We start from the raw sequence: 26368 nt of genomic DNA on the forward strand, positions 1-26368 counted from the left end.
GGAACACGGCGGATGGCCATCGAACAGCAGGAAAGAGCCACGCCCAAGCCGGGTCAGCTCGTCGAGATGTCATGGGATCCGATCACCCGGATCATCGGCAACCTCGGCATCTACACCAAGATCGACTTTGACAACCAGCGCGTGGTGGAGTGCCACAGCACGTCCTCGCTGTTCCGCGGCTACTCGGTGTTCATGAAGGGCAAGGACCCGCGCGACGCCGGCTTCATCACCAGCCGCATCTGCGGCATCTGCGGCGACAACCACACGACGTGCTCGGTCTACGCGCAGAACATGGCGTACGGCATCAAGACCCCGAAGCTCGCCGAGTGGATCATCAATCTCGGCGAGGCGGCCGAGTACATGTTCGACCACACGCTCTTCCAGGACAACCTGGTCTTCGTCGACTTCTGCGAGGCGATGGTCAAGGGCACCAACCCGAGCGTGCTGCACCGGGCCGAGAACACCCAGGCGCCGAACGCCGCCATCCACGGCAAGCGCACGATCGCCGACATCATGCGGGCGTTCAACCCGTTCGAGGGCGACATCTACAAGGAGGCGCTGACCGTCAGCCGCGTCACCCGGGAGATGTTCTGCCTGATGGAGGGCCGGCACGTGCACCCGTCGACGGTCTATCCGGGCGGCGTCGGCACGATGCCGTCGCCGTCGGTCTTCACCGACTACCTGTCGCGGCTGATGAGCGTCATCGACTTCGTCAAGAAGGCCGTCGCGCTCAACGACGACGTCTTCGACTTCTTCTACCAGGCGCTGCCCGGCTACGAGGAGGTCGGCCGGCGCCGGGTGCTGCTGGGCTGCTGGGGCGCGTTCCAGGACCCCGACGTGGTCGACTACCGCTACGAGACGATGAACGAGTGGGGCAAGGCGATGTACGTCACCCCCGGCATCGTCGTCGACGGCGAGCTGATCACCACCGACCTCGTCGACATCAACCTCGGCATCCGCATCCTGCTCGGCAGCTCCTACTACGAGGACTGGGTGAACGAGAAGCCGTTCGTCACCCAGGACCCGCTCGGCAACCCGGTCGACATGCGCCACCCGTGGAACCAGACCACGCTGCCCGCCCCGCAGAAGCGGGACTTCGACGGCAACTACAGCTGGGTGATGAGCCCGCGCTGGCTCGACCCGCGCACCGGCGACCACCTGGCGCTCGACACCGGCGGCGGCCCGTTCGCGCGTCTCTACACCACGGCGCTGGCCGGTCTCGTGGACACGCCGTACGTGCGGTCGACGGGCTCCAGCGTGCAGATCAACCTGCCGAAGGGCACGGCCCTGCCGGAGATGACGCTGGAGTGGCGCATCCCGCCGTGGTCCAACGCGATCGAGCGCAACCGGGCCCGGGTGTACTTCGTGGCGTACGCGGCCGCCATGGCGGTGTGGTTCGTGGAGCGGGCGCTGAACCGCGTGCGGGCCGGCGACACCAAGGTGTTCCAGGACTTCGACGTGCCGGACCAGGCCATCGGCGTCGGGTTCCACGAGGCGGTGCGCGGCGTGCTGTCGCACCATCTGGTGATCGAGAAGGGCAAGATCGCCAACTATCACCCGTACCCGCCCACCCCGTGGAACGGCAGCCCGCGCGACCGCTACGGCACCCCGGGCCCGTACGAGGACGCCGTCCAGGACATGCCCATCTTCGAGGAGAACGGGCCGGAGAACTTCAAGGGCGTCGACATCATGCGCGCGGTGCGCAGCTTCGACCCGTGCCTGCCCTGCGGCGTGCACATGTATCTGGGCAAGGGACGCACGCTGCGCAAGCTGCACTCGCCCATGTTCGGCGGCGGCCATGACTGACCGGCCGAGGCTGGACGAGCGCGCCGTCGCCGGGCACCTGGAGCTGCTGGAGGAGCTGCTGAGCGAGCTGGAGACGACCTCCGGGCCCACGGCGGAGCTGGCGCTCGACGCGGTCGCCACGCTCGCCGGGGTGTACGGGGAGGCGCTCGCCCGGGTCATGGACCGCGCCGCCAGCTACCCGGAGCTCGGCCCCGCGCTGGCGGAGGACCTCCTGCTGGCGCACCTGTTCGTGCTGCACGGGGTGCCCGCGGGCCAGCCCCCGGCGAGTGGGCAGGGGTCGGCGTTCATCCCGCTCGACACGCTGGCGCGGCGGCCCGCCACGTCGAGGGCGGCCCCATGACCGACGCCGTGACCTCCGGCGCGCTCGGCCGGGTGATCAACAGGCCCGTCGCCCGGCGGCGGCGGGCCGCCGAGCCGTGCGAGCTGTGCGGCGCGCCGCTGCCGGGCGAGCACGCCCACCTGCTGGAGGAGCGGAAGGAGCAGGTGTTCTGCGCCTGCCGCGCCTGCGCGCTGCTGTTCGAGCAGGGGGAGACCGGCCCGGGGCGCTTCCGGCTGGTGCCGCACCGGCGGGTCCGCCTCACCGGCCCGCCGCCGTCCGAGCTGGGCGTGCCGGTGGGCCTGGCGTTCTTCGTCCGCCGGTCCGACGGCACGGTGACGGCCCACTACCCGAGCCCGGCGGGCGCGACCCGCTGGGAGGTGGACTCCGCCGCGTGGGAACGGCTCGCCGTCCGGTACGCGGAGCTGGGGTCGATGCGGCCGGTGGTGGAGGCCTTCCTGGTCGCGATCGTGCGCGGCCTGGACGAGCGCTGGCTCGTCCCCATCGACGACTGTCACCGGCTCGTCGCCCTGGTGCGCCAGGAATGGACGGGCATGTCCGGCGGCCAGCGGCTCTGGGACCGGATCGCGGCTTTCTTCGCCGAACTCGGGAGATGAGGAGGACGACATGGCACAGATCCGGGTGGGCAGACCCGACGTGGCGCCCGACACGCCCTCGCACGTCAAGGGCGTGCGCCAGGGCAACGCGAAGGGTTCCTACAGCCGGCAGGCAGGTCACCACGAGGACGACACGGCCGACGCGCGCCGCTCCACGGGCGTGCGTCCCGGTCACGAGGACCCGATCCTGCCGATCATGCCGAATCTCCCCCCGGCCTAGACCGAGAGGAGGTGGACACCGACATGCGGCACCCAGGCAAGCTCCTGGCCCTGTTCGCCGGAGCCGCGCTCATCGCGATGTTCTGGCGGGAACTGCCCGCCATGAAGCGCTACATCAAGATCACCAGAATGTGAGAGGAGCGAGGCGGCCGATGTGCCTGGGCATTCCCGGCGAGATCGTCGAACTCATCCCCGGACAACCCGAGCTCGCCAAGGTCGAGGTCGCGGGCGTCCGGCGGGCCATCAACGTCGGGCTGGTCGGCGCGGACGCGATCCGTCCGGGCGACTGGGTGCTCGTGCACGTCGGCTTCGCCATGTCCAAGATCGACGAACGGGAGGCGGCGACGACGCTCGAACTCCTGCGCGGCCTGGGACAGGCGTACACCGACGAGCTCGAGGCGCTCGCGGAATCAGACATCACCTGAGAGGCGGGGGCAGTGCGGTTCGTCGATGAGTACCGCGACGCGGGCCAGGCCCGGAAGCTGGCGGCGCGGATCCGGGACCTGTGCGAGCCCGGACGGCGCTACACGTTCATGGAGGTGTGCGGCGGCCACACGCACACCATCTACAAACACGGGCTGGAGGACCACCTGCCCGAGTCCGTGTCGCTGGTGCACGGGCCCGGCTGCCCGGTCTGCGTCATCCCGATGGGCCGGGTGGACGACGCCGTGGCGATCGCCCGCGAGCCCGGGGTGATCATGACGTCCTTCGGCGACATGATGCGGGTGCCGGGCGGTCAGGGCTCGTTCTTCGACGCCAAGGCCGCGGGCGCGGACATCCGCATGGTCTACTCGCCACTGGACGCGCTGAAGATCGCCCGGCAGAACCCGGACCGCACGGTCGTCTTCATGGCCATCGGCTTCGAGACCACCGCCCCGTCCACGGCGATGACCGTGCTGCGGGCGGCGGCCGAGGGCATCGGCAACTTCGCGGTCTTCTGCAACCACGTGACGATCATCCCGGCGATCAAGGCCATCCTCGACTCGCCCGACATGCGGCTCGACGGCTTCATCGGGCCCGGTCACGTGTCCACCGTCATCGGCTGCCGGCCGTACGCGTTCATCGCCCGCGACTACGGCAAGCCGCTGGTGTGCGCCGGGTTCGAGCCGCTGGACGTGCTGCAGTCGGTCTACATGCTGATGCGGCAGCTCGCCGAGGGGCGGGCCGAGGTGGAGAACCAGTACACCCGGGTGGTGCCGTGGGACGGCAACGGCAGGGCGCTGTCGGCGATCTCGCGGGTGATGGAGCTGCGGCCGCACTTCGAGTGGCGCGGGCTGGGCTTCATCGCCAACTCCGCGTTGCGGATGCGCGAGGCGTACGCGGCCTTCGACGCCGAGACGCGCTTCCCCGTGCCGGGCGTACGGGTCGCCGACCCGAAGGCCTGCCAGTGCGGCGAGGTGCTGAAAGGCGTGCTGAAGCCGTGGGAGTGCAAGGTCTTCGGCACCGCCTGCACGCCCGAGACGCCCATCGGGACCTGCATGGTCTCCTCGGAGGGCGCCTGCGCCGCCTACTACAACTTCGGCCGCTTCACCCGCCGGCGCGAGCCGGTGCCGCTGACCCTGGGAGAGCGATCATGACCACGGCCGAGTGGGCCGAGCGGGCCCTGGCCGAGGCGGCGGAGCGGCACGCGCCGGCGTCCCGCGAGGAGCAGGTGCTGGAGCGGATCGAACGGGCCCGCCGCCGTCGGCCCAAGGTCACCGAGGAACGGGTGACGCTGGCGCACGGCGCGGGCGGCAAGGCGTCGCGGACGCTGATCGAGGCCGTCTTCGTCGACGCCTTCGCCAACCCGGAGCTCCAGCCGCTCGACGACGGCGCCACGCTCGACCTCGGCACCGGCCGACTGGTGTTCACCACCGACGCGTACGTGGTCTCGCCCTTGTTCTTCCCCGGCGGCGACATCGGCGACCTCGCGGTCAACGGGACGGTCAACGACCTGGCGGTCTGCGGGGCGCGGCCGGGATACCTGTCGGCGGCGTTCGTCCTGGAGGAGGGGTTCCCGATCGCCGACCTGCGCCGGATCGCGGCCTCGATGGCGGCGGCGGCCGAGCGGGCCGGGGTGCGGGTGGTGACCGGCGACACCAAGGTGGTCCAGCGCGGCAAGGCCGACGGCTGCTACGTGACCACGGCCGGCGTGGGGGCGCTGGACCGGGCGGTCACGCTGGGCGAGTCGCAGGTGCGGCCGGGGGACGCGGTGATCGTGTCCGGGCCGATCGGGGAGCACGGCATCACGGTCATGATCGCCCGGGGTGACCTGGACATCGAGGCCGACCTGACCTCCGACACCGCGCCCGTGCACGAGGCCGTGGCCGCGCTGCTCGACGCCGTCCCGGTGCGGATGATGCGCGACGCCACCCGCGGCGGGGTCGCGACGGTCCTGAACGAGGTCGCCCGCGGCGCCGGGGTGGCCGTCACGGTGGACGAGCGTGCGGTCCCGGTGCGGCCGGTCGTCAGCGGCGCGTGCGAGCTGCTCGGCCTGGACCCGCTGTACGTGGCGTGCGAGGGCAGGTTCGTGGCCGTGGTCGACGGCGACCACGCCGAGGCCGCGGTCGCGGCGCTGCGCCGGCACCCGGTGTCGGAGGAGGCCGCGGTGGTGGGCTCGATCGAGCCGGGACCGCCGGGGATGGTGCTGCTCAACACCGCCTTCGGCGGCACCAGGATCGTGGACCTGCTGGTCGGCGACCCGCTGCCACGCATCTGCTGATCTAGAGGCGGTCGTGCGCGGCGGCCACGACCGCCTGGCCGAGCGCGACGCCGCCGTCGCCCGGCGGGACGCGGGAGTGGGTCAGCACCTCGAACCGCTCCAGCTCCAGGCCGGACACCACGGCCTCCAGCAGGACGGTGTTCTGGAAGACGCCGCCGGACAGCGCCGCCGTCCGCAGGCCGGTCCGTTCGGCCAGAATCCGCACCGCGCGGACGACCGCCCCGGCCAGCCCGCGATGGAACCGCGCGGCCACCCGCCCCGCGTCCACCCCGGCCAGCACGTCCTCCGCCACGCCCCTGATCAGGTCGCTCCCCGCGATGACCAAGGGATCGCCGTCGACGATCCGGACCGGGTAGCCGCCCCGCTCGCCGGGATCCACCCGGGCCTCCAGCTCGGCCGCCGCCTGCCCCTCGTAGCTGATCGTGCCGCGGACGCCGGCGATCGCGGCGACCGCGTCGAACAACCGGCCAGCGCTGGAGGTGAGCGGCGCGTTCGTCCCGGTCCGCGCCAGGGCGACGACCGCCGGCCACCGCTCCTCCCGGGTCACCGGCAGGGCCGGCGGCGCGTCGCCGTAGACCCGGTCGAGCCAGGCCGCCGCCATCCGCCACGGCTGCCGGACCGCCGCCGCGCCACCCGGCATCGGCACCGTCTCCAGGTGCCCGGCCCGCCGGTAGGAGACCAGGTCGGCCACGAGCAGCTCGCCGCCCCACAGCGTGCCGTCCGCGCCCAGGCCGAGCCCGTCGAACGCCACCCCGATGACCCGTCCGCCGTGACCGTTCTCGGCCAGGCAGGAGGCTATGTGCGCGTGATGGTGCTGCACCCCGACCAGGTCCGCGTCCACGCGGTCCCGGGCGTACTTCGTCGACAGGTACTCCGGGTGCAGGTCGTGAGCGATCACGGCCGGGCGGACGCCGAACAGCCGGCAGAAGTGCTCGACGCCCTCGGTGAAGCAGCGCAGGGTCTCGTAGCTCTCCAGGTCGCCGATGTGCTGGGACAGGAAGGCTCGGGTGCCCGCGGCCACGCAGAAGGTGTTCTTGAGCTGGGCGCCGCAGGCCAGCACCGGCCGGGGGAACGGCCACGGCACGCCGACGGGGTCCGGCGCGTACCCCCTCGACCTGCGCACGACCAGCTCCCTGCCCCGGAAGACCCGCACCAGCGAGTCGTCGGCGGGCGCGTGGATCCGCCGGTCGTGCACGAGGAACCCGTCGGCGACGCCCGCCAGCCGACGCAGCGCCTCCTCGTCGCGGTGCGCGATCGGCTCGTCGCTCAGGTTCCCGCTGGTCAGCACGTACGGTGCGGCCAGCCGGTCGGCGAGCAGGTGGTGCAGCGGCGTGTACGGCAGCATGACCCCGAGGTCGCGGGCGCCGGGCGCCACGGCGTCGGACACCGGCGCGTCACGGCGGCGCGGGGCCAGCACGATGGGCCGGCGCGCGCCGGTGAGCAGCTGTTCGGCCGCCGCCTCCAGATGGACCAGCGTCCCGGCCGCCGCCGCGTCCGGCGCCAGCACGGCGAACGGGCGGCTCTCGCGGCGCTTGCGGGCCCGCAGCGCGGCCACGGCGGCGTCGTCGGCGGCCAGGACGGCGAGGTGGTAGCCGCCCAGCCCCTTGATCGCCACGACCCGGCCCGCCTCCAGCCACAGGGCCGCCGTCTCGACCGGGTCCCCCGGCACGGGCCGGCCGTCCGCGCCGAGCGCGCGCAGTTCGGGCCCGCAGGCCGGGCAGCAGACAGGCTGGGCGTGGAACCGCCGGTCGCCCGGGTCGCCGTACTCCCGGGCGCACGCGGCGCACATCGAGAACGCGGCCATCGTCGTGGCGCACCGGTCGTACGGCACCCCGGTGACGATGGTGAACCGCGGCCCGCAGTCGGTGCAGTTGGCGAACGGGTACCGGTGCCGCCGGTCACCGGGGTCGCGCAGCTCGGCCAGACAGGCGGCGCACGTCCCGGCGTCCGGCGACACCGGCGCGACTCCCCCCGCGGGAGACCCGAGCCGGCTGGTCAGGATCCGGAACCCCGGCTCGCCCACCGGCGCGGCGGGCACCACCGAGACGCGTTCGACCCGGGCGAGCGGAGGCGCCTGGACGGTCAGCCCGGCCGTGAACGCGTCCAGCATCGGCGGCTCGCCCTCCGCCTCGATGAACACCCCGCCGGGGTCGTTGCCGACGAACCCCGACAGCCCGTGCGCCCCGGCCAGCCCGCACACGAACGGCCGGAACCCCACGCCCTGCACCAGCCCCTCGACCCGCACCCGGATCCGGCGCGCCCCCGTACCGGACACGTCACAGCTCGCCGGTCAGCGCCCGCTGGGTCAGCTCCCACAGCACGTGGCAGAGCGTGATCTGGGCCTCCTGGATGCGGTGCACCGAGGCCGACGGCACCACGAACAGGTAAGCGACCCGGTCCTCCTGCGCCATCGGCCCGCCGTCGTAGCCGACCAGCCCGACGGTGAGCAGGCCGCGCCGGGACGCCTCCGCCAGCGCGTTGCGCACGTTGGCCGAGCCGCCGCTGGTCGACAATCCCACGGCCACGTCACCGGGACGGCCGAGCGAGGCCAGCTGCCTGGCGAACACAAGCTCGTACCCGACGTCGTTCGACAGCGCGGTGAGCAGCGCGACGTCCTGGGCGAGCGGCACCGCGGCGACGGCGCGGGCCGGCTTCGGCGGATGGGCGAACAGCTGCGCGACCGCCTGGGCGTCCGTGCTGCTCCCCCCGTTGCCGAAGGCGAACAGCCGCGCTCCCGTGCCGAACGCCGCCGCCATCGCCCGCGCGCACGCCACCAGGCGCTCGGCGTGCAGCGCGACCAGCGACCGGCGCAGCGCGACGATCTCGTCGGCCTTCCTCCGGGTGGACGCGCACAGGTCGGCGACCACGGCCTCCCGGTCGACCGGCCCCTGAGCGAGGAACGGGTAAAGGGCCTCGATCCCGTTCACCGGCGCTCGTCCCCACGGACCGCGATGGCTTCCTTGGCGTGCACCAGCACGACGTCGCCGGGCCGCGCGTCGACCAGCGCCACGCTGACCTCCTCCGGCCCCGACTCCGTCTCCACCAGGGCCATCCCGTCGTCCAGCAGCCGCAGGACGCGCACCGGCACCGCGACGTCGGAGCACGTCACGCAGACCTCGTCGTGGCACGGCTCCGTCATCGGACCGCCTCCAGCTCGTAGAAGACGTGCACCAGTTCCCAGAGCACGTGGTAGATCGTCACGTGCACCTCCTTGACGATCATCGGGTCGTCGGAGCGGGCGGTCAGCACGTGGTCCGCCTCGGGCTCCCGCTCTCCGGTGAGCACCCCTCCGGTGAGCGCCACCCCTCCGGTGAGCGCCACCGTGAGCAGGCCCAGCTCGCGGGCCGCCGCCAGGCCGTTCCGTACGCCGGCGCACCGGCCGTCGGCGGTCAGCCCGAGCGCGATGTCGCGCGGCGAGGCCAGCAGCCGCAGCTGGGTCGCGAAGATCCCGTCGAGGCCCTCGGTCCGCGCGATCCCGGTGGCCACCGCCATGTCCGTGGTCAGCGAGATCGCCGGGAGCGCGGGCTTGCCCACGACGACCGGGTGCGCGAACTCGACGGCGACGTGCTGGGCGTCGGCCACCGACCCGCCGGTGCCGAACACCAGCAGCTTGCCGCCCTTGCGGAACCGCTCCGCCATCTCCTGGCAGGCGCGGACGATCCGGTCCGCGTCCTCGCCGACGGCGGCGGCCGGTCCGATCCGCCGTTCGAACGCGGCGGACACGACGGTCATCGCCGGGTCCTCACCCATGACGCCTCCTCCTCCCGCGCGACCGCGGGCCTCTCCCGCAGGACCGCGAGCGACTCGTGCGCGGATTCGTGACCGCCCGGTGCGCCGCCCGGTGCGCCGCCCGGTGCGCCGCCCGACGTGCCGCCCGGTGTGCCGCCCGGTGTGCCGCCCGGTTCCGCGATCCGGGTCCACCGCCCCAGGCAGGTCTCCAGCACCTGGCGGACCTCGGTCAACCGGCGCATCCACGCCTGCAGCTCGGCCATCCCGCCGGTGGTCAGCTCGTACCGCCTGCGGGCCGGACCCGCCTCGGAGGCGACCCAGGCGGAGGCCAGATGGCCTTCACGTTCGAGGGCCCGCAGCGCGCGGTAGACCTGGCCGGGCTCCGTGCCGCCCGCGCCCAGCCGGGCCAGCCGCTCGATCAGGTCGTACCCGTGGCCGGGCCGCTCGCAGATGAGCAGCAGCAGGAAGGGATGGAGCAGCCCGCGAACGTCCATGGATCCCCCCGCCGACGACGACATGGCCGGTCGGTAGGACAGTAGGCCGGCGGACGTCACAGGCCGAAGCGGCGCGTCCGGCAGTTGCACGACTCTTCGCCGTAGGCACGCCAAGAATCTCCCGGGCGGCCCGAAGATCCGTTTCACGGGCCCCCACCAGGGCAGTCGTGGGCCATGCGACTCATCGACCGCCAAGCCGTACGTGAACTCATCGCCGCTCCCGATCAGGACGCGGCGCTCGTCCTCGTCCGGGGCGAGTGCGTCGTCATGCCGGAGGACCAGGCCGAACGGCAGGGCGCCCTGGTGATCGCGCGACGCCGCGACGTGGGGCAGGTGACCGACGAGCACGAGCTGGACTCGCTCGCCGCCCGGCTGGACACCATGGCCAGGGACCTGGGCGCATGATCGGCGACTTCTACGAGTACGCGGACCTGCTGGACGAGGACGAGAAGCGGGTCGTCCAGCGGGTGCGGGAGTTCATGGTCGAGAAGATCGCGCCGATCGCGGACGAGGCGTGGACCAAGGCGAGCTTCCCGCACCACGTCGTGCCGGAGATGGCCAAGCTGGACGTGGCGGGCCTGCAGCACGGGGGCGCGAGCAGTCTGCTGACCGGTTTCATCGTGCTGGAGATGAACCGGGTGGATCCGTCCATGGGCACGTTCTTCGGCGTGCACAGCGGCCTGGCCATGGGCAGCATCGCCCGGCTCGGCTCGGACGAGCAGCGCGAGCGGTGGCTGCCGGGGATGGCGGCGATGGAGCGGATCGGCGCGTTCGCGCTGACCGAGCCGGAGGGCGGCTCGGACGTGGCGGCCGGACTGCGCACCACGGCCAGGCGCGAGGGCGACACGTGGGTGCTCGACGGCGCCAAGCGCTGGATCGGCAACGCCACCTTCGCCGACCTGATCGTGGTCTGGGCCAAGGACGAGGCCGACGGCCAGGTGAAGGGCTTCGTCGTGGAGAAGGACACGCCCGGCTTCGAAGCCACCAGGATCGAGAACAAGATCGCGCTCCGTACGGTCCAGAACGCGGACATCACGCTGACCGGATGCCGCGTCCCCGAGGCCAACCGGCTGGCCGGGGCGCGCAGCTTCCGCGACACCTCGGTCATCCTGCGGCAGACCCGGGGCGGCGTGGCGTGGCAGGCGGTGGGCTGCATGATGGGCGCCTACGAGCGGGCGCTGGAGTACGCCGGGGAGCGCGAGCAGTTCGGCCGCCCGATCGCGGCGTTCCAGCTCGTCCAGGATCTGCTGGTGCGCATGCTCGGCAACGTCACCAGCTCGCTCGGCATGGTGGTCCGGCTGGCCCAGTTGCAGGACGCCGGCGTCTACCGCGACGAGCACTCGGCGATGGCGAAGGCCTACTGCACCGCGCGGATGCGGGAGGCGGTCGGCTGGGGCCGGGAGATCATGGCGGGCAACGGGATCGTGCTCGACTACGGCATGGGCCGGTTCGTGGCCGACTCCGAGGCCATCTACTCGTACGAGGGGACCCGCGAGATCAACAGCCTGATCGTGGGGCGGGCGATCACCGGCCACGGCGCGTTCGTCTGATCGGCGCCGGGCCGGGGGCGTGGCCCCGGCCCGGCGCGCTCGCTCAGCTCATGGCTTCGAGCAGGTTCTCACAGGCCTGGCGGCAGGTGCGGCACCGCTCGGCGCAGACGCGGCAGTGCTCGTGCATGTCGGCGTGCTTGGCGCACTCCTCCTCGCACGACGTGCACGCCTGGATGCACGCCTGGAGCTGGGCGCGGGTGATGTTGGCGTCGTAGCCGGTGTGGCGCGACAGGACGCGCGCGGTGGCGTCGCAGATGTCGGCGCAGTCGAGGTCGGTACGGATGCACTTGCGCAGCTCGTCGACCCGCTCCTCGCTCAGGCAGGCGTCGGCGCACGCGGTGCACGCCTGGGAGCAGTCGACCAGGGCCAGGATCGCGTCGGCGATGCGCTCACGGTCGAGGTTGATCTCGGCCGGATACGTCTTGATCATTTCTCGGACGGGCATGTCGGGTTCCGCCTCCCTTGTCGCTTTCGCGGTCCCTCCGCCCCTACCCGTCCTCGCCCGCCTACACGGGCACCGCTCAGTTGAGCTGCCAGATGGCGAAGTTCAGCGCGCCGGCGTAGGTGACCCACACCAGGTAGGGCAGCATCAGCAGCGCCGCCGCCCGTTTGATCGGCCACATCGCCGCGATGGTCGCCACGATGACGATCCACAGCACGCAGATCTCGGCGAAGGCGAGACCGTACCGGCCCGCCGCGAAGAACAGCGGGGTCCACCCGGCGTTGAGCACCAGCTGGACCGCGTACAGGGTCATGGCCCGCGACCAGCCGCGTTCGCGCCAGGCCAGCCAGCCGGCCACGGCGATCATGACGTAGAGCACCGTCCAGACGGGCCCGAACAGCCACTGCGGCGGCGCCCACGGAGGACGTTCCAGGGACAGGTACTCCTGGGCGGAGCCGGACGCGGCCAGTGACCCGATGACGGCGACCAGCGCCACGGCCACCAGGAAGACCGGCAGCGCGATCCAGCGGCGGGAGGCTGTGGTGACGACCATGAACGTCCCGTGCCCTGTGGAACGGCCGATATGTCCCCTAGTGGGCGGCGTCGCGCAGCACGTTCTTCTGGATCTTGCCCGTCGAGGTCTTCGGCAGCTCCTGGAACGTGACCCGGTGCGGGGCCTTGAAGTGGGCCAGCCGCTCGCGCACGTGCTCGATGATCGCCTCGGCCGTCACCGGCCCCGCGTCCTCCCGCAGGCTCACGAACGCCACCGGCACCTGGCCCCACTTCTCGTCGGGCACGCCGACCACGGCCGACTCCAGCACCGCCGGATGGCTGTCGATGACCCGTTCGACCTCGACCGAGGCGATGTTCTCGCCGCCGGAGATGATGATGTCCTTCGACCGGTCGCGGATCTCCACGTAGCCGTCGGGGTGGCGGACCGCCAGGTCGCCGGTGCGCAGCCGGTCGCCGAGCGCCGCCTCGCCGGTGGCCCGCTCGTCGCGGTAGTAGCCCAGCATGACGTCGTTGCCGCGCACTACGATCTCGCCGATCGTCTGCCCGTCGGCGGGCACGTCACGGCCCTCCGGGTCCACCACCCGCAGGTCGTCGGCGATCACGTTGCCCACGCCCTGGCGGGCCTTGAGCTCGGCCTGCTCCCCGGCGGACAGGGAGTCCCACTGCGGCTGCCACTGGTTGACGGCGATCGGGCCGAACGTCTCGGTCAGCCCGTACAGGTGGGTGACCTCCATGCCCAGCCCGGCCATCCGGGCCAGCAGCGTCGGCGTGGGCGGGGCGCCGCCCGTCTGCACCCGTACGAGCCGGTCCAGCGGCCGCGCGCCCGGCGCGTTCGCGATCATGGTGAGCACGGTCGGCGCGCCGCTGAAGTGGGTGACGTCCTCCTCGCGCAGCAGCCGCCAGATCTCGGCGGGGTCGACGGCCCGCAGGCAGATGTGGGTGCCGCCGGCCGCGGTGACGGCCCAGGTGAAGCACCAGCCGTCGCAGTGGAACATGGGCAGCGTCCACAGGTAGGCGCTGGCGGGGCCGAGCCCGGCGTGCAGCGCCATGGCCAGCGCCTGGAGGTAGGCGCCGCGGTGGTGGTACATCACGCCCTTGGGCAGGCCGGTCGTGCCGCTGGTGTAGTTGATCGCCAGCAGCCCGCGCTCCTCGGCGCACCCGACCTCGCGCGGCTCGGCGCCGTCGAGCAGCTTCTCGTACTCGTCGCCGGCCAGGACGAGCCGGGCCCCGGTCGCGGCGGCGACCTCGCCGGCCCGGTCGGCCAGCTCGGCGGAGGCGACGAGGACGCGGGCGCCGGAGTGGTCGACGATGTGCGCCAGCTCGCCGGCCGACAGCCGGATGTTGAGCGGCACCAGCACCGCCCCGCGCATCGGCACGCCGTGGTGGAGCTCCAGCATGACGTGGCTGTTGACGCAGAGGGCGGCGACCCGGTCGCCGGGTTCGACGCCGAGCCCGGCGAGCGCTCCGGTGAGCCGCCGCGAACGGTCGAGGAGCCGCGCGTAGGTGAACCGCTCCGGCCCGTCGACGACGGCGATCCGGTCAGGGAAGACCTGACCGGATCGCCGGAGGAACGAGGAGGGGGTGAGTGGGGAGAACGTGAACTGTGCCATCGCGGTCCGATCCAGGGCGAGTCCCGTCCGCGTCGTACCCCCGCGCGACCGCGGCGAATCCGCTCAGGCGGCCTTGTACTCGGGGTAGCCGTAGCCGGTCACGTGGCCCTTGGGCCGGACCCGCTCCTCGACCTTGCCGTTGCCGGTGTTGCCCTCGATCGTGGTGATCGTGCCGTCGCCGTTGTCCTTCTTGACCAGGCCGACGTGGTCGATCGAGCTGATGCTCTTGCTGCCGCCCCAGTCGAAGAAGACGACGCTGCCCGGCTTGGCCTCGCCGCCCCAGCGGCCGTTGTTCGCGAACCACTGGGCGTAGGTCACGGTGTAGGCGTCCCAGCCCACCGTGGAGCGGGCGCCGACCTGCTCGCCGACCCAGGACACGAACATCGCGCACCAGGGGGCGTTGGCGTACATCGCGGGCGTGCCGCCGCCGTCACGGGCCAGGGTCTCGGCCGCACGCGGGGAGGACATGTACCACTGGTGGAACTTGGTGCCGCCACCGGAGGCGTCCTCGGACACGCCGATCTGCGCCTCGGCCACCTGCAGGACGGTCTGCGCGCTCACCGCGTTGGCCTGGTTGGCGCCGCTCTGCTGCTGGGCGACGGGGTGCGGCTGCGACGGCGAGGCCTTGGTCTCAGCGTCGACGGGGAGGGCGGAGGTGCCGGCGAACGCGACACCCAGGGCGAGGGTGGCGCCCACCGCGTAGCGGGAGGCGGTCGTGGGCATGCGGTCGAAGAGGTGCTTCACCATGCTGGGGATTGCTCCTTGCTTCCATGCCGCCTACCGGGTTAGCTGTCGGGTTCGGGCGTGGAAGTGCCCTACGGTGTGCTCCAGGTAAAGAGCGACCGATTCACCCCGGTGAAAAGTGGGTCCCCGGTTCCGCCTGCCAGCGGATTCGGCGGCCGCGCCGTGCTCTGCACGGAGGCGCGGTCTCGGCAATACATCGGCAACGCGCAGGGTCTTACGGAAAAGCTCTGCTCAAGCGCGTGCCATCGATGTGCTCGAAGGTAATCGGCGCGCAACGCCGAGGGCAAGTGCGGGGCGGCCCCCGGCGGCGGGATCCCCGATGGCATAGGGGTTTGCGGGCGAATATTTTACTTTTGCCCAGGTTTCTACAGGTAGCGGAACCACAGATACGGGGCCACCAGCCCCACCGTCACGACCGTGACGATCAACCCGTACTTGGTGAACTGCCAGAAGCTGATCGGCGCCCCGTTGCGCGCCGCGATGCCCAGCACGACCACGTTGGCCGCCGCGCCCACCGCCGTGGCGTTGCCGCCCAGGTCGGCGCCGAACGCCAGCGCCCACCACAGCACCTGCGCCGACTCGCCGCCGTTCGCCGCCACGAGGTCGGCCACGATCGGGCTCATCGTGGCCACGAACGGGATGTTGTCCACGATCGCCGACAGCACCGCCGAGCCGCCCAGCAGGCCCATCGCCGCCACGTCGAGCCGGCCGTCCGTGGCCGCCACCGCGGCCTCGGAGATCTGCCCGATGACCCCGGTGTGGACGAGCGCGCCGACCATGACGAACAGCCCGGCGAAGAACACCAGTGTCGGCCACTCCACCTCGGCCAGCGACTCCTCCGCGGTCACCCGGGTGGCCGCCACCAGCACGCCCGCGCCCAGCAGCGCGACCACCGACGGCGAGTAATGGAGCACCGGGTGCAGCACGAACGCCGCCAGCACCACGGCCAGCACGGCCAGCGCCTGCCACAGCAGCCGCCGGTCGGCGATCGCCTCCTTCTCGTCCAGCGCCATGACCTCCGCCGCGCGGCTGGGATCGTAGGTGAACGACCGTCCCCACATCAGCCAGCAGAGCCCCACGAACACCACGACCAGCACGATCACCATGGGCGCCATGTGCACGAGGAAGTCGTTGAAGCTCAGCCCGCCCCGGCTGGCGATGATGATGTTGGGCGGATCGCCCACCAGCGTCGCCGCGCCGCCGATGTTGGAGGCGAGCGCCTCGGCGATCAGGAAGGGGATCGGCGACACGGCCAGCCGCTCGCACACCAGGAACGTCACCGGCGCGATCAGCAGCACCGTGGTGACGTTGTCCAGCAGCGCGGACGCCACCGCGGTGATCAGCACCAGCAGGACCATGAGCCGGAAGGGCCGCCCCTTGGCGCGTTTGGCCGCCCAGATCGCCAGATACTCGAAGACGCCGGTCTGTTTCAGCACCCCGACGATGATCATCATGCCGAGCAGCAGGAAGATGACGTTCCAGTCGATGCCGGAATGCTCGGAGAAGAAAGCCGCCTGGGCGTCCGTGGCGTGGATCAGCAGCATGATCCCGGCCCCGCCCAGTGCCGCGGCCACCCGCGGCACCTTCTCGGTGGCGATCAGCGCGTAGGCGGCCAGGAACACCGCCACGCTCGCCCAGGCGACCGGGGTCACGTGCCCAGCATCCGGTCGAGCAGCGCCTGCAGCGTGACCGCGCCCAGCAGCCGGCCTTCCTCGACGATCGCGACCAGCGGGGTGCGGGTGCGCGCCATCAGCGCCGCCAGCTCCAGCACGGTCGCGTCAGGGTCGGTGACCGGCAGCTCGCGCCGGTCCTTCGGCAGCGCCTCGCGCACCGTACGGCCGCCCAGGGCGTCCAGGAACGCGTCGGCGTGCGCCTCGTCGACCACCCGGGCCAGCGCCGGGTCGTCCATGATGTAGCGCGGCACGGCCAGCCGCAGCGCCTCGGTGCCCGAGAGGATGGTGTGCTGGTCGTCGCCCTTGACGATCAGACCGGGCAGATCCTGCTCGGCCATCAGCCGGCAGGCGTCGAGCACCGGGGTGTCCAGGGCCACGACGGGATATTCGGCAACCAGGTCTCTGGCGCGCATGGGGGCACATCCTTCGCTCGTACGGATGAGGACCTGCCGACCAGACTTCCCGGCGCACCACCGGACAACCTATCAAGACCATCGCCGCATGCTCACATCCGGTCGGTAGGCTCTCTAATCTGCATGAAGTTACTCAAAGTGGCGCAGATTTGCTCCTTCGGAGGGTGACGTTCCGGCCACGGCCGTTTCCCACGACAGCACGACCATGGCGGCCGGATCCGCCGCCACACGCCCTCACTTGCCGGGACTTGGCCGGACGGTGGTCGTCGCGGGGTCCGGCAGGGGGCCGAACGCGAGCGTGAGCCGGGGCCCCGTCACGGCCCCGGCCAGGGCCGGCGGGCGTCGGGTGACCTCACGGACCGGACGCTCCCAGGTCACGGTCAGCCCGGTCAGGTCGCGGCGCGGGTCGGACACGGTGACCGTGGCCGAGCCGTCGTCGTGCTCGACGACGAGCACCGCGCACGGGCCGGACGCCGACAGCGGACCGACCGAGCCCGGCTGCCAGAAGTTGACCGCCGTCACCCCCGCCGACGGGACGTGCACCCCCTGCTGGGAGGCCGTGTTGGCGAGCACCCGCAGCCACCCGGGGTCGGCGGCGCGGGCCCTGGTCGCCTCCAGGGTGGCGTTCGGCAGCAGCACGTAGGCGTAGCGGGCGTCGTCCGGGTCGAGGCCGTGCCCGAGCCAGAGTGTGACGTACGGGCGCGTCATGCCACCGCCCGCCCGGTGTTCCCGCAGGTGGCGCAGCACGCCGCCGTCGCGGACGACGTAGCCGCCGTGTCCCGCCAGGTGGGCCCAGCCCGCCTCCTCGGCCACGGTGAGGAGCGCGGCGCTGCGCCGGTTGTCGACCACGGTCTCCACCGGGGCGCCGTCCCTGCCGGTGATGCCCGCGCCGAGGCAGACCACGGCGTCGTCGAGGAAGAACCAGGACTTGAACGCCTCCACCGTGGATTCCAGCCCGCGCAGGTGCTGGCCGACGGTCGCGTGACGGCCGTCGGTCGCGCCGCCGACCCAGCGGAACGGCGGGCACGCGCCGCCCCACGCCGCGCCCGCGCCGTCGGGCGGGCGCCGGGCGGAGACCGTGGTGCCGGGCAGCCGGCCGGGGTCGACGGTGGCCCAGAACCCGTCGGCGTAGTGGGCGTCGTGGCCCTCGCCCCACCAATAGAGCATCCCCGAGCCGGTGTGCCAGCCACGCAGGTTCTCGCCGTTGCCGTGCTCGTAGTGGGCGATCCGGTCGGAGGACATGCTGAGCGCCGCGCACCAGCCCGGCGCGCGGTGCACGGCACGGGCGCTCATCGGGAACAGCCGGTGCCCCACCGGCTCGACCGCGCGGCCGGCCAGCAACGGCCGCCAGCGGCGGCGTTCCTCCGGCGTGGCGGTGACGGCCAGCCGCCGGACGGCCCCGGCCAGGCGGCGGGCCCTGATCTCGCCTCCCGCCGGATGCCGGGCGATGCCCCGGCCGCTGACCAGGTCCATGACGTGACCGGCGTGCACGAACGGGGCGAACGACCGCTCCACGCTGTCGTACACCACCTGTCTGCCGGGGTCGGTGACCTGCCACGGGGTGCCGCGCAGCACCGCGAAGAGCGTCGCCAGCCCTTCCAGCAGGACCAGGCCGTACCCGCCCTGATACGGCACGGTGCCGTGCTGGAGGAATGAGCCGTCCCGGTAGAAGCCATCGCCTTCCGTGACGTACCGGAAGACCGGCGTGAGCGCCCGCACCGCGAGGTCCGCCCGCGCCGCGTCGGCGCCGAGCACCGCGCGCAGCAGCGTCACCAGGCACAGGTCCACCCGGTTCGCGGCGGTGCTGGTGCCGCTGTAGTCACGCAACCGGTCAGGCGGGACGAAATGGTCGACGGCCGCCCCCAGCGCGCCGGCCCGCCGCCCGGACAGGCCGGCCAGGACGGCGGCGTCGAGCAGCCGCTTCGGCGCGCCGATCTCCCAGTGCCACCAGTTGCCCGCCGGCTCCGCACCCGCCGCGTACACGTGCTCGCGGAAGTGGTCGACGCCGGCCGCCACGCCGGCGCGCAACCGCGCGTCGCCGGTGACCGCGTACGCGCGCGCCATCGCGAGCAGCCGCGCCGGGGTGGCGTCCAGAGACGGGTACGGCAGATCGGGCCAGAGGCGGTCACCGGTGGGCGTCATGGCCACCAGCCACCGCCGGGCTGCCGCCACCGGGTGCGCCGGATCGACCGTGATCTCCCGCCACTGCCGCCGCACGAGCCGGAACGCCGCGTCCGGGTCGCCCCGCGCCGCCCTCCCGGGACCGACCGCCGGAACCGCGGCCCCCGCGGCGGTGGCCGCGCCGAGCCGGAGCACCGCCCGCCTCGACCACACCGCTGCCACGAACGGATTATCACACCGGGACGGCGACGGCGCTCAGGCGTCGAGGTAGTGCAGGACGGCGGCGACCCGCCGGTCCACCCGGTCGGCCGGGGACAGGTCGAGCTTGGCGAAGATGCTGCGGATGTGCTTGTGCACGGCCCCTTCGGTGACCACCAGCCGTTCGGCGATGGCCGTGTTGCCCAGGCCCTCGGCCATCAGCGCCAGCACCTCCAGCTCCCTGGTGGTGAGCCGGTCGAGCGGCCCGTCGCGGCGGGTGAAGAGCTGGGCCACCACCTCGGGGTCGATGGCGGTGCCGCCGGCCGCCACCCGCTCCAGCGCGGTCATGAACTCCCCGACCCTGCCCACCCGCTCCTTGAGCAGGTAGCCGATCCCCGAGGCGCCGCCGGCCAGCAGCTCGGTGGCGAACGCCTGCTCCACGTACGCCGACAGCACGAGCACCGCCAGCTCCGGGTGCAGCCGCCTGGCCTCCACCGCCGCCTTGATGCCCTCGTCGGTGTGGGTGGGGGGCATCCGGACGTCCACCACGGCGACGTCCGGGTGGTGCTCGGCCACCGCCTTCATGAACGCGTCGGGGTCCGGCACGGCGGCCGCGACCTCGAACCCCTCGCCGCCCAGTAACAGCGCGAGCCCCTCGCGCAGCAGGGCGTCGTCCTCGGCGATCACGACACGCACGCTAGCTCCACTTCGATTCTGGTCGGCCCGCCTGCCGGGCTGGTCAGGGTGAGGACGCCGTCGTGCGCGGCCACCCGGCGGCGGATGCCCGTCAGGCCGGAGCCCGTCCGCTCCACCGCGCCGCCGTGCCCGTCGTCCTCGATCTCGACGCGCAGCTTCCCGCCGCGCCGGCGCAGCGCCACCCGGGCGTGGGCGGCGCCGCTGTGCTTGGCCACGTTGGTCAGCGCCTCGGCCACCGTGAAGTACGCGGTGGTCTCCACCGACAGCGGCAGCGCCCCCAGCTCGCCCACCGACACCTTGCACGGCACCGGGCAGTCGGAGGCCAGCGCGGTGAGCGCGCCGGCCAGGCCCCGGTCCTGCAGGATCGGCGGCAGGATGCCGCGCACCACGCCGCGCAGCTCGCTCAGCGCGGTCTCGGCGGCCTCCTGGGCGCGGTCGAGGGCCGGGCCCGCCGTCGCCGGGTCGCGGTCCAGCGCCCGCCGGGCGGCGGCGACCAGCACGACCACGGCCACCAGCCGGTTCTGCGCGCCGTCGTGCAAGGAGCGCTCGATGCGGCGCAGCTCGGCGGCGTGCGCCTGGAGAGCGCCCGCGCGGGTGGCGGTGAGCTCGGCGATCCGGTGCGACAGGTCGACCGACGGGTGCGGCGCCAGCAGCCGCCGGCCGGGCAGCGCCTGCAACCTGGCCATGAGCGGGCCGATCGTCAGGCTGAGCATGGGCCAGATCAGGCCGATCAGCGCCGTGCCGGCGACGCCCGTCCAGGAGTCGAGCGGCAGGTACATCGTGCTGGTGGTCTCGGTCTCCGGCAGCAACCCGTACCACAGGGGGAACGTGACGTCCCGCACCGCCATGATCGGGAAGGCGATGCCGAGCATCCCCAGGGTGAGGCCGGACGTCGCGTGCAGGGCCAGCCAGCGCAGGTCACGCCAGGTCGCCGGGTCGCGCCGGGCGGCGCGCAGCGCCTCCTGCCAGCTCAGGTCCTCGATGGACGTCTCGTACGGGGTCAGCACCGGCTCGCCCCACCGGCCCAGCCTGGCGCGTTCCTTGTCCGCCACCGCCCTGGTCACCGACAGCACGGAGGGGATGAGGGGCAGGCCGACCCAGAACAGCGCGGCCGTGCCCGCGATCACCCAGCAGGCCACGGTGGCGAAGGCGAGGACGGCGGTGCCGAGACCGCCCGCGAGGCGGTCGAGCGCCTCGACGGCGTTTCTCATCATCACCGGTCAATCTACGGATGGTTCGACCGGCCCGTCATTCCAGCCTGCTGTACCTACCAGAGGGTAGTAAGTGGGATTTTTCTGGATCTGCACCGTTCTTAACGTTTCTGCCATGACTGATCCGTACAGCATCGCGACCGACCGTTCTTCCGACTCCGAGAAGTCCAGCGCGCCGCGCATGGCCCTGTGGACCGCGCTGATCGTCTGCGCCGCGGCCAACATCGTCGCCAACACCATTGGCGGGTGGGGCCTGATCGTCGGCGTCGTCACCGGCCTGATCGTGCTGGCCTGCGTCGCCGGGCTGGTCATGGACCACGGGGCCCGGCACCGCGCGTGACCGGTGCCGTGACGCTGGAGCACGTCACCAAGATCCACGCCGGGGCGGTGGTGCTCGACGACGTGTCGATCTCCGTCCCTGCCGGGCGGCTCCTCACCGTGCAGGGACCCCCAGGGTCGGGCAAGAGCACGCTGCTGCACTGCGCCTCCGGCCTCGACCTGCCCACCTCCGGCACCGTGACCGTCGCCGGCGTGGACGTCACCGCGCTCGGCGAGAGCGAGCGCGACGGGTGGCGGCGGGCGCACGTCGGCTTCGTCTTCCCGTCGCACAACCTGCTGCCGTCGCTCACCGTCGAGCAGAACCTCATCCTGCCGCTCCGCCTGGCCATGGTCCGGCCGGACCGGGCCTGGCTGCGCGAACTGGTCGGCCGGGCGGGACTGACCGGCCGGCTCCATCACCGGCCCGCCGAACTGTCCGCGGAGCGGCAGCGGCGGGCCGCCGTCATCCGGGCGTTCGCCGCCCGGCCCGCGGTCGTGTTCGCGGACGAGCCCGCCGGCGGCTCCGCGGCGGTCCTCGACCTGCTCGCGGAGCTGGTCGAGGACCTGGGACAGACGGTGGTGACGGTCACCCGCGACCGCGCCGCGAGCACCCGGGCGCACGACACCCTCCTGATCGCCGGCGGCAAGGTCGCCGGTCCCCTGACCGCGCATGAGCGTCTCGGATGGGGGTAGCCACGGGCGCATGCGGCTGCGGCGATGGGTGGCGGCCCGCCTCGAGAAAGAGCGCGGGCTGCCTGTCAGACTGACGATCGCGTCGATCACGGTGGTGGTCGTCACGATCCCCTTCATGCTGCTGCTCGTGGTGGCCAAGCTGCCGCTCAACCGGCTGGACAGCCGGGTGGCGCACGAACTGCACGCGTACGCGCTGGCCAACCCCGTCATGACGGACCTGCTGATCGTGTGGACGGACGTGTTCGGGCCGTGGCCGTGGCGGGCGGTCGTGCTGGTGCTGGCGTTCTGGCTGTGGCGCAGCCGGCGCGAGGGGGCGGCGCTGTGGGCGGCCACCACGATCATCGTCGGCGGCGTGCTCGGCTGGCTCCTGAAGATCGTCGTGGACCGGGCCCGGCCCAGCCTGCCCGATCCGGTGGCCCTCGCGCCCGGGGAGTCGTTCCCGTCGGGCCACGCGCTGCACGTGACGCTCGGGGCCGGGATCGTGCTGCTGCTCGCCCTGCCCCATCTGCCCGTCTGGGGGCGGGTCGCCGCGTGGGCGGGGGCGATCTTCATGATCGTGAGCGTCGCGTACACCCGGGTGGCGCTGGGCGTGCACTGGGTGAGCGACGTGCTCGGCGGGGTGATGCTCGGCGTGGCCGTGCTGGCGGCGACGGTGGCCGCGTTCGAGAGCTGGCGGCGGCAGCAAGGGCGCAGGCGCGCCTCGCCGCCATTGGAAGGTGTCGAACCGGAGGCGGTGAGGGCGGGACGTGACCGTTGACGACTTTCGCTATTACGGGTTATCGCTGGTGTTGCCGCTGGTGCTGATGGCGGGAGTGACGTTCGGCGCGGGGCAGCTGGTGCTCTCCGTGCGCACCGGTGAAGAGGCCGTCAGCAGGGAGCTGGCCGCCGGGCGCACCGGCCTGTGGAACACACTCACCGACTTCGGCAGCAGCCTGTCCGACACCCCGTACATCGTGGCGCTCACCGCGGTCACGGCGATCGCCTTCCGGCTGGCCTACGGGCGGTGGCGCGAGTCCGTCTTCCTGATCGCGGCCGTGTGGAGCCAGTCGCTGATCTTCCTGGCGACGACCGTGGTCATCGCCAGGACCCGGCCGGACGTGCCGCACCTGGACCCGGCCCCGCCCACGTCCAGCTTCCCGTCCGGGCACACCAGCGCCGCGGTGGCGTTCTACTGCGGGCTGGCCCTGGTGCTGAGCACCCGGTTCAGGCATCCGTTGCCGCGGGCGGCGGTATGGGTGGCGGCCGTGGCGGCGGCGCTCGCGGTCGCGGCCTCGCGGCTCTACCGGGGGATGCACTTCGTCACCGACGTCGGGTGGGGTCTGCTGCTGGGCACCGTGTGCGTGCTGGTGGCGGCCCGGGCGATCCTCTACAGGCCGGAGACCGCGGAGGAAAAGGTGCGCACCGAGCCCGCCACCGTGCAGTAAGTCCAGATTTCCGGTGATTCCGGTTGCCGGGCGAGTGCCGTGCCCGAATCATGAGGCAGGTGCGGCTGGCATACGGGGTCATGACAGGGCGCGACCAGCAGGTCCGGGACGTCCGCGGCGGCCCCGCCGACGGCCTGGCCCCCGGGTCCGCCGTCGTCGTGGGCCCGGCGGGCGGCGACCCCCGGCCCGCCGCCGCCGAGCTGGCCCGTCTGGTCGCGGCGGGCGGGGTGGCCGTGGCGGGCGCGGGCGTGGACCTGGGCCGCGGGTTCGTCTCGGCCCGGCTGGACGGGGTGCGCGGCGACCGGCGCGACGCGGTGCTGGCGGCGCTGCGGATCCTGGGCCCCGACGGGGTGACGCGCGTCGGCGGCCGGGCTGGCGTCCTGGTGGCGCTGTTCGGGCCGGACGCGACCAAGCCGGTGGGCGCGGCGGCGGTGCGGGCCATCGCCGAGGAACGCTGGGCGGCCGTGGATCTGGCCTCGGCCGCCAGCGCCCTGCTGACGCCCGAGCAGGTGGAGAGCGTGCTGAACCTGGACGGTGTGGACACCGCCGGTGACGTGCCGCCGTCCGTCGTGGCCGGGCACCTGGACCGGGTGCTCGGGCCGTACTCGCGCAAGCGAAGGCTCGACCTGCTGCTCGACCTGTGGCGGCGGGTGGCCGGCCACCAGGAGCGCGCCCGGCGGGCCGAGCGGCTGCGCGGGTCGCAGGCGCGGGTGGTGAAGGTGGAGGAGCTGACCGAGCGCCACCGCCGGCACGACGACGACTTCCTGATCAGCCTGGTCACGCAGGACCTGGGCCACGAGCCGACGCTCGCCGAGGCGGCCCGCTGGGTCCCGGACACCGGACAGCGCTCCCGGATCATGCTGCGCGCCGTGGCCGACGCCCTGGCCGCCACCGTGCTCGCCCGTACCGCGATCGCCGTGTCCGACCACGGCGTCCGGGATGGGCTGGCGCGCGCCGCCGGCGAGCTGGCCGCAGCGGCGCAGCTCATGGACGCGCACGAGGCAGGGGAGGCGGCGCGGCGCGTCCCCGGCCTCGTCGGGCTGCCAGCCCGGCCCGGCTGCTACGTCAGGGACCTGACGCGCCGGCGCGACTTCCCCGAGGACTACGTCAGGCAGCGGGTCTCCAGGGCCCGCGACTACGGGGTCATGCTGCTGGACCGGCTGCACGACCTGCTGGAAGACCCGGTGCCTGAGGCGGACGACGGGTTCGTCACCGGGTTCCGCCGGTGGCGGGCCGCCGTCGGCTACTCCGAGGCGCACCCGCCCGCCTCCTGGACACAGCCGCCGCTCGGGGAAGAGCGCCCGCCGCTCGCCGACCGGCTCGCCGCCGACCCGGGCAGGCCGCCGGAGGAGGTCGAGGAGGTCGCCGACCTGCTCTGGCTCGCCGACCTCGCGGACGCCGTGGCGCGGCTCAACGGGTACGGATCCGCCGAGGTCCACGCGGCCCCGCCGCTGCCGTACGCGATCGTGGAGCCGCCCGAGCCCGACACGGTCGTCCCCCGGCTGGACTCGGCGCCCGTCGCGCTGGCCGGCGCCGCCCAGCTCGTCTCGCTCGGCGGGCGGCCGCCCCGGCAGGGCCGTACCTGGGACGAGCTGGCCGCCGGGCTGGTCAGGAGCATGGAGGCGGCCCAGGCGACCGTCGAGCGGTTCCCGCTGCCCGAGCCGGTGGCCGCCGCCGACGGCGGGTTCGTCCCCGGCACCCGGCTGCGCGTGGAGTGCGCCAGGAACCCGCGCATGCTCGCGCAGTGGGCCTCCTACATGGGCAACTGCATCGGCGGCGACCGCTACCTGCAGGACGCGATGCTGGGCAGGTGCGTGCTCGCGGCGCTGCGTGACGAGGACGGGCGCATCCAGGCCAACCTGGAGCTGCGCCGCCGGCACCAGGGGTGGCAGGTGGTGGACCTGCTCGCCCGGTTCAACGAGGTTGTGGACGAGGAGGTGCGCGAGCGGGTGCTCCGGTGGGCCGCGACCCTGCCGCCCGAGACGCCGCCGCCCGATTCCGTCGCCGAGCTCGTCCCGGCCGACCGCCCCGTCCAGCGCCGTCGCCGCAGCCGGCTCGCGCCCGACGTCTCCGGGCCGCTGTCCGAGCTGGCCGCCACCGCCCTGGCGGCACCGGAGGTTCGGCGGGCCTTGCGCGACCTCGCCATCCTGGCGGCGCCCGACGTGCGGCCGGCCCTGCACGACCTCGCCGCCCTCGACCCCGGCGAGGGTGCGGGTGTGCTGACGGCGCTGCGGCGGATGAGCGCCGAGCGGATGGCGGCGGCGTGTCTCGCCGCGCTGCCCCTGACGGGGCCGGCCGTGCTGTGGCGGGCCACCGGCGTGCGGCCGCTCGCCGCCGCCCTGGCCGGGCTGGACCCGCAGCTGACCGCCCGGTACGACCGGCTCGGCCTGCTGCTGGCCGACCAGCCGCTGCCCGGGTCGCTGCGCGCGCCGGCCCGCCACGAGGCGGTCGCCGCCGCGCGCTCGATGGAGCTGGTGGCCCGCCGGGTCAGGGCCGCCGTCGGCCGGCTGGCCCGTACGGGTGATCCGGTGCTCGCCCGTCAGATCGCCCGCCGGTCGGACACCTCCGTCCTGTGCGCCCTGGTGGTGGCCGCGACGTCGTGGGGCGTGCCGGGCGTGGCGATCACCCGGCCCGGCGACCCGGCGGTCCCCGGCTACCCGGCGTCCGCCCTGGACGACCCGTCCGGCCCCTGGCAGCGTGCCCTGTCCGGCGCCGGGGAGCTGGGCGCCGACCTCGGCGCGTACCCGGAGCTGGTGGCGCGTGACGGTCTGCGGATCCCCGCCGCGTGGCTGGACCAGGGCGGCTGGCCGGTTCTGTGGCAGCGCGCCGCCCGTTCACGCTAGATCTCCTTACGTCATAAGCTATTCTCTTGCCAAGAAC

Annotated in this window: 29 protein-coding genes and 1 riboswitch; of the genes, 15 read left to right on the forward strand and 14 right to left on the reverse strand. The window is 73.2% G+C overall.

What is annotated here, in order from left to right:
• Positions 1–12: 12 nt before the first annotated feature.
• Genes ACGFI7_RS35025 through hypE form a run of 8 tightly spaced genes read left to right on the forward strand, consistent with a single transcriptional unit; the run spans position 13 to position 5659 of the window.
• A complete protein-coding gene (locus ACGFI7_RS35025; RefSeq protein WP_393412326.1) occupies positions 13–1806 on the forward strand; it encodes a nickel-dependent hydrogenase large subunit in 1794 nt (597 codons plus the stop codon).
• Positions 1799–2146 (forward strand): hypothetical protein, encoded by a 348-nt coding sequence (locus ACGFI7_RS35030; protein WP_393412328.1) that lies wholly within the window; start codon positions 1799–1801, stop codon positions 2144–2146. The genes ACGFI7_RS35025 and ACGFI7_RS35030 overlap by 8 nt, the downstream gene beginning before the upstream one ends.
• Positions 2143–2739, forward strand: a complete 597-nt coding sequence (locus ACGFI7_RS35035) for a DUF5947 family protein (RefSeq protein ID WP_393412330.1) — start codon at positions 2143–2145, stop codon at positions 2737–2739. Before ACGFI7_RS35030 ends, ACGFI7_RS35035 begins: the two co-directional genes overlap by 4 nt.
• 10 nt (positions 2740–2749) lie before the next feature.
• Positions 2750–2959: a hypothetical protein gene (locus ACGFI7_RS35040; protein WP_393412331.1), complete on the forward strand. Its 210-nt coding sequence runs from the start codon at positions 2750–2752 to the stop codon at positions 2957–2959.
• Positions 2960–2970: 11 nt separating this feature from the next.
• Positions 2971–3093 carry a DUF6893 family small protein gene (locus ACGFI7_RS35045; RefSeq protein WP_393412333.1) on the forward strand — a complete coding sequence of 41 codons (123 nt, stop codon included), beginning with the start codon at positions 2971–2973 and terminating at the stop codon, positions 3091–3093.
• 17 nt (positions 3094–3110) lie between these two features.
• On the forward strand, positions 3111–3383 hold the full coding sequence (locus tag ACGFI7_RS35050; protein WP_393412335.1) for a HypC/HybG/HupF family hydrogenase formation chaperone: 273 nt from the start codon (positions 3111–3113) through the stop codon (positions 3381–3383).
• 12 nt (positions 3384–3395) lie between these two features.
• Positions 3396–4535, forward strand: a complete 1140-nt coding sequence (hypD, locus tag ACGFI7_RS35055; RefSeq protein WP_393412337.1) for a hydrogenase formation protein HypD — start codon at positions 3396–3398, stop codon at positions 4533–4535.
• A complete protein-coding gene (hypE, locus tag ACGFI7_RS35060; RefSeq protein WP_393412339.1) occupies positions 4532–5659 on the forward strand; it encodes a hydrogenase expression/formation protein HypE in 1128 nt (375 codons plus the stop codon). Before hypD ends, hypE begins: the two co-directional genes overlap by 4 nt.
• A 1-nt stretch (position 5660) precedes the next feature.
• Here hypE and hypF read toward each other — a convergent pair whose 3' ends face one another.
• Genes hypF through ACGFI7_RS35085 form a run of 5 tightly spaced genes read right to left on the reverse strand, consistent with a single transcriptional unit; the run spans position 5661 to position 9882 of the window.
• Positions 5661–7934, reverse strand: a complete 2274-nt coding sequence (gene hypF / locus ACGFI7_RS35065; protein WP_393412341.1) for a carbamoyltransferase HypF — start codon at positions 7932–7934, stop codon at positions 5661–5663.
• Between the two features lies 1 nt (position 7935).
• Positions 7936–8586 (reverse strand): SIS domain-containing protein, encoded by a 651-nt coding sequence (locus ACGFI7_RS35070; protein WP_393412343.1) that lies wholly within the window; start codon positions 8584–8586, stop codon positions 7936–7938.
• A complete protein-coding gene (locus ACGFI7_RS35075; protein WP_393412345.1) occupies positions 8583–8798 on the reverse strand; it encodes a HypC/HybG/HupF family hydrogenase formation chaperone in 216 nt (71 codons plus the stop codon). The genes ACGFI7_RS35070 and ACGFI7_RS35075 overlap by 4 nt, the downstream gene beginning before the upstream one ends.
• Complete coding sequence (locus ACGFI7_RS35080) at positions 8795–9409, reverse strand: SIS domain-containing protein (RefSeq protein ID WP_393412347.1); 615 nt, start codon at positions 9407–9409, stop codon at positions 8795–8797. Before ACGFI7_RS35080 ends, ACGFI7_RS35075 begins: the two co-directional genes overlap by 4 nt.
• Positions 9388–9882: a PadR family transcriptional regulator gene (locus tag ACGFI7_RS35085; RefSeq protein ID WP_393412349.1), complete on the reverse strand. Its 495-nt coding sequence runs from the start codon at positions 9880–9882 to the stop codon at positions 9388–9390. The genes ACGFI7_RS35080 and ACGFI7_RS35085 overlap by 22 nt, the downstream gene beginning before the upstream one ends.
• 174 nt (positions 9883–10056) lie before the next feature.
• Between ACGFI7_RS35085 and ACGFI7_RS35090 the strand changes: the two genes are divergently transcribed.
• Entirely contained in the window at positions 10057–10287 is a 231-nt protein-coding gene (locus ACGFI7_RS35090; protein WP_393412351.1) for a hypothetical protein, read from the forward strand.
• Entirely contained in the window at positions 10284–11432 is a 1149-nt protein-coding gene (locus tag ACGFI7_RS35095) for an acyl-CoA dehydrogenase family protein (protein ID WP_393412353.1), read from the forward strand. The genes ACGFI7_RS35090 and ACGFI7_RS35095 overlap by 4 nt, the downstream gene beginning before the upstream one ends.
• Positions 11433–11475: 43 nt before the next feature.
• Here the strand turns inward: ACGFI7_RS35095 and ACGFI7_RS35100 are convergent, their stop codons facing one another.
• From ACGFI7_RS35100 to ACGFI7_RS35140, 9 genes are all read right to left on the reverse strand, one after another.
• Positions 11476–11877: a four-helix bundle copper-binding protein gene (locus ACGFI7_RS35100; protein WP_393412355.1), complete on the reverse strand. Its 402-nt coding sequence runs from the start codon at positions 11875–11877 to the stop codon at positions 11476–11478.
• Between the two features lie 76 nt (positions 11878–11953).
• A complete protein-coding gene (locus ACGFI7_RS35105; RefSeq protein ID WP_393412357.1) occupies positions 11954–12427 on the reverse strand; it encodes a TspO/MBR family protein in 474 nt (157 codons plus the stop codon).
• 37 nt (positions 12428–12464) lie between these two features.
• Positions 12465–13997 (reverse strand): acyl--CoA ligase family protein, encoded by a 1533-nt coding sequence (locus ACGFI7_RS35110; protein ID WP_393412359.1) that lies wholly within the window; start codon positions 13995–13997, stop codon positions 12465–12467.
• A gap of 63 nt (positions 13998–14060) precedes the next feature.
• Positions 14061–14744 (reverse strand): CHAP domain-containing protein, encoded by a 684-nt coding sequence (locus ACGFI7_RS35115; RefSeq protein ID WP_393412361.1) that lies wholly within the window; start codon positions 14742–14744, stop codon positions 14061–14063.
• A gap of 12 nt (positions 14745–14756) precedes the next feature.
• Positions 14757–14905: riboswitch (cyclic di-AMP (ydaO/yuaA leader) on the reverse strand.
• A gap of 201 nt (positions 14906–15106) precedes the next feature.
• Positions 15107–16393, reverse strand: coding sequence for an ArsB/NhaD family transporter (locus ACGFI7_RS35120; RefSeq protein ID WP_393412363.1), 1287 nt, complete (start codon positions 16391–16393; stop codon positions 15107–15109).
• Entirely contained in the window at positions 16390–16827 is a 438-nt protein-coding gene (locus ACGFI7_RS35125) for a CBS domain-containing protein (RefSeq protein WP_393412365.1), read from the reverse strand. Before ACGFI7_RS35125 ends, ACGFI7_RS35120 begins: the two co-directional genes overlap by 4 nt.
• A gap of 234 nt (positions 16828–17061) precedes the next feature.
• A complete protein-coding gene (locus tag ACGFI7_RS35130) occupies positions 17062–19170 on the reverse strand; it encodes a polysaccharide lyase 8 family protein (protein ID WP_393412367.1) in 2109 nt (702 codons plus the stop codon).
• Between the two features lie 33 nt (positions 19171–19203).
• Positions 19204–19842, reverse strand: a complete 639-nt coding sequence (locus ACGFI7_RS35135; protein ID WP_393412369.1) for a response regulator — start codon at positions 19840–19842, stop codon at positions 19204–19206.
• Entirely contained in the window at positions 19830–21056 is a 1227-nt protein-coding gene (locus ACGFI7_RS35140; protein WP_393412371.1) for a sensor histidine kinase, read from the reverse strand. The genes ACGFI7_RS35135 and ACGFI7_RS35140 overlap by 13 nt, the downstream gene beginning before the upstream one ends.
• A 112-nt stretch (positions 21057–21168) precedes the next feature.
• On the opposite strand from ACGFI7_RS35140, the gene ACGFI7_RS35145 reads away from it, so the two are divergent.
• Genes ACGFI7_RS35145 through ACGFI7_RS35165 form a run of 5 tightly spaced genes read left to right on the forward strand, consistent with a single transcriptional unit; the run spans position 21169 to position 26331 of the window.
• Positions 21169–21393 carry a hypothetical protein gene (locus ACGFI7_RS35145; RefSeq protein WP_393412373.1) on the forward strand — a complete coding sequence of 75 codons (225 nt, stop codon included), beginning with the start codon at positions 21169–21171 and terminating at the stop codon, positions 21391–21393.
• The gene (locus ACGFI7_RS35150) at positions 21390–22064 is read left to right on the forward strand and encodes an ABC transporter ATP-binding protein (RefSeq protein WP_393412375.1); all 675 of its coding nucleotides are present in this window, start codon (positions 21390–21392) and stop codon (positions 22062–22064) included. The genes ACGFI7_RS35145 and ACGFI7_RS35150 overlap by 4 nt, the downstream gene beginning before the upstream one ends.
• Positions 22065–22074: 10 nt before the next feature.
• A complete protein-coding gene (locus ACGFI7_RS35155) occupies positions 22075–22821 on the forward strand; it encodes a phosphatase PAP2 family protein (protein WP_393412377.1) in 747 nt (248 codons plus the stop codon).
• Positions 22811–23488: a phosphatase PAP2 family protein gene (locus ACGFI7_RS35160; protein ID WP_393412379.1), complete on the forward strand. Its 678-nt coding sequence runs from the start codon at positions 22811–22813 to the stop codon at positions 23486–23488. The genes ACGFI7_RS35155 and ACGFI7_RS35160 overlap by 11 nt, the downstream gene beginning before the upstream one ends.
• 59 nt (positions 23489–23547) lie before the next feature.
• Positions 23548–26331 carry a hypothetical protein gene (locus ACGFI7_RS35165; protein WP_393412381.1) on the forward strand — a complete coding sequence of 928 codons (2784 nt, stop codon included), beginning with the start codon at positions 23548–23550 and terminating at the stop codon, positions 26329–26331.
• Positions 26332–26368: the final 37 nt, after the last annotated feature.

Origin of the sequence: Nonomuraea sp. NPDC048826, assembly GCF_043198225.1 — a bacterium.
Lineage (GTDB): Bacteria > Actinomycetota > Actinomycetes > Streptosporangiales > Streptosporangiaceae > Nonomuraea.

Excerpts from the sequence above, each read along its gene's own strand:
- ACGFI7_RS35105 (WP_393412357.1), bottom strand. The coding sequence starts at position 12,427 with ATGGTCGTCACCACAGCCTCCCGCCGCTGGATCGCGCTGCCGGTCTTC.
- ACGFI7_RS35145 (WP_393412373.1), top strand. The coding sequence starts at position 21,169 with ATGACTGATCCGTACAGCATCGCGACCGACCGTTCTTCCGACTCCGAG.
- ACGFI7_RS35115 (WP_393412361.1), bottom strand. The coding sequence starts at position 14,744 with ATGGTGAAGCACCTCTTCGACCGCATGCCCACGACCGCCTCCCGCTAC.
- ACGFI7_RS35025 (WP_393412326.1), top strand. The coding sequence starts at position 13 with ATGGCCATCGAACAGCAGGAAAGAGCCACGCCCAAGCCGGGTCAGCTC.
- ACGFI7_RS35030 (WP_393412328.1), top strand. The coding sequence starts at position 1,799 with ATGACTGACCGGCCGAGGCTGGACGAGCGCGCCGTCGCCGGGCACCTG.
- hypE (WP_393412339.1), top strand. The coding sequence starts at position 4,532 with ATGACCACGGCCGAGTGGGCCGAGCGGGCCCTGGCCGAGGCGGCGGAG.
- ACGFI7_RS35085 (WP_393412349.1), bottom strand. The coding sequence starts at position 9,882 with ATGGACGTTCGCGGGCTGCTCCATCCCTTCCTGCTGCTGCTCATCTGC.
- ACGFI7_RS35140 (WP_393412371.1), bottom strand. The coding sequence starts at position 21,056 with ATGATGAGAAACGCCGTCGAGGCGCTCGACCGCCTCGCGGGCGGTCTC.
- ACGFI7_RS35035 (WP_393412330.1), top strand. The coding sequence starts at position 2,143 with ATGACCGACGCCGTGACCTCCGGCGCGCTCGGCCGGGTGATCAACAGG.
- ACGFI7_RS35095 (WP_393412353.1), top strand. The coding sequence starts at position 10,284 with ATGATCGGCGACTTCTACGAGTACGCGGACCTGCTGGACGAGGACGAG.
- ACGFI7_RS35075 (WP_393412345.1), bottom strand. The coding sequence starts at position 8,798 with ATGACGGAGCCGTGCCACGACGAGGTCTGCGTGACGTGCTCCGACGTC.
- ACGFI7_RS35110 (WP_393412359.1), bottom strand. The coding sequence starts at position 13,997 with ATGGCACAGTTCACGTTCTCCCCACTCACCCCCTCCTCGTTCCTCCGG.
- ACGFI7_RS35100 (WP_393412355.1), bottom strand. The coding sequence starts at position 11,877 with ATGCCCGTCCGAGAAATGATCAAGACGTATCCGGCCGAGATCAACCTC.
- ACGFI7_RS35090 (WP_393412351.1), top strand. The coding sequence starts at position 10,057 with ATGCGACTCATCGACCGCCAAGCCGTACGTGAACTCATCGCCGCTCCC.
- ACGFI7_RS35125 (WP_393412365.1), bottom strand. The coding sequence starts at position 16,827 with ATGCGCGCCAGAGACCTGGTTGCCGAATATCCCGTCGTGGCCCTGGAC.
- ACGFI7_RS35080 (WP_393412347.1), bottom strand. The coding sequence starts at position 9,409 with ATGGGTGAGGACCCGGCGATGACCGTCGTGTCCGCCGCGTTCGAACGG.
- ACGFI7_RS35050 (WP_393412335.1), top strand. The coding sequence starts at position 3,111 with ATGTGCCTGGGCATTCCCGGCGAGATCGTCGAACTCATCCCCGGACAA.
- ACGFI7_RS35155 (WP_393412377.1), top strand. The coding sequence starts at position 22,075 with ATGCGGCTGCGGCGATGGGTGGCGGCCCGCCTCGAGAAAGAGCGCGGG.
- ACGFI7_RS35040 (WP_393412331.1), top strand. The coding sequence starts at position 2,750 with ATGGCACAGATCCGGGTGGGCAGACCCGACGTGGCGCCCGACACGCCC.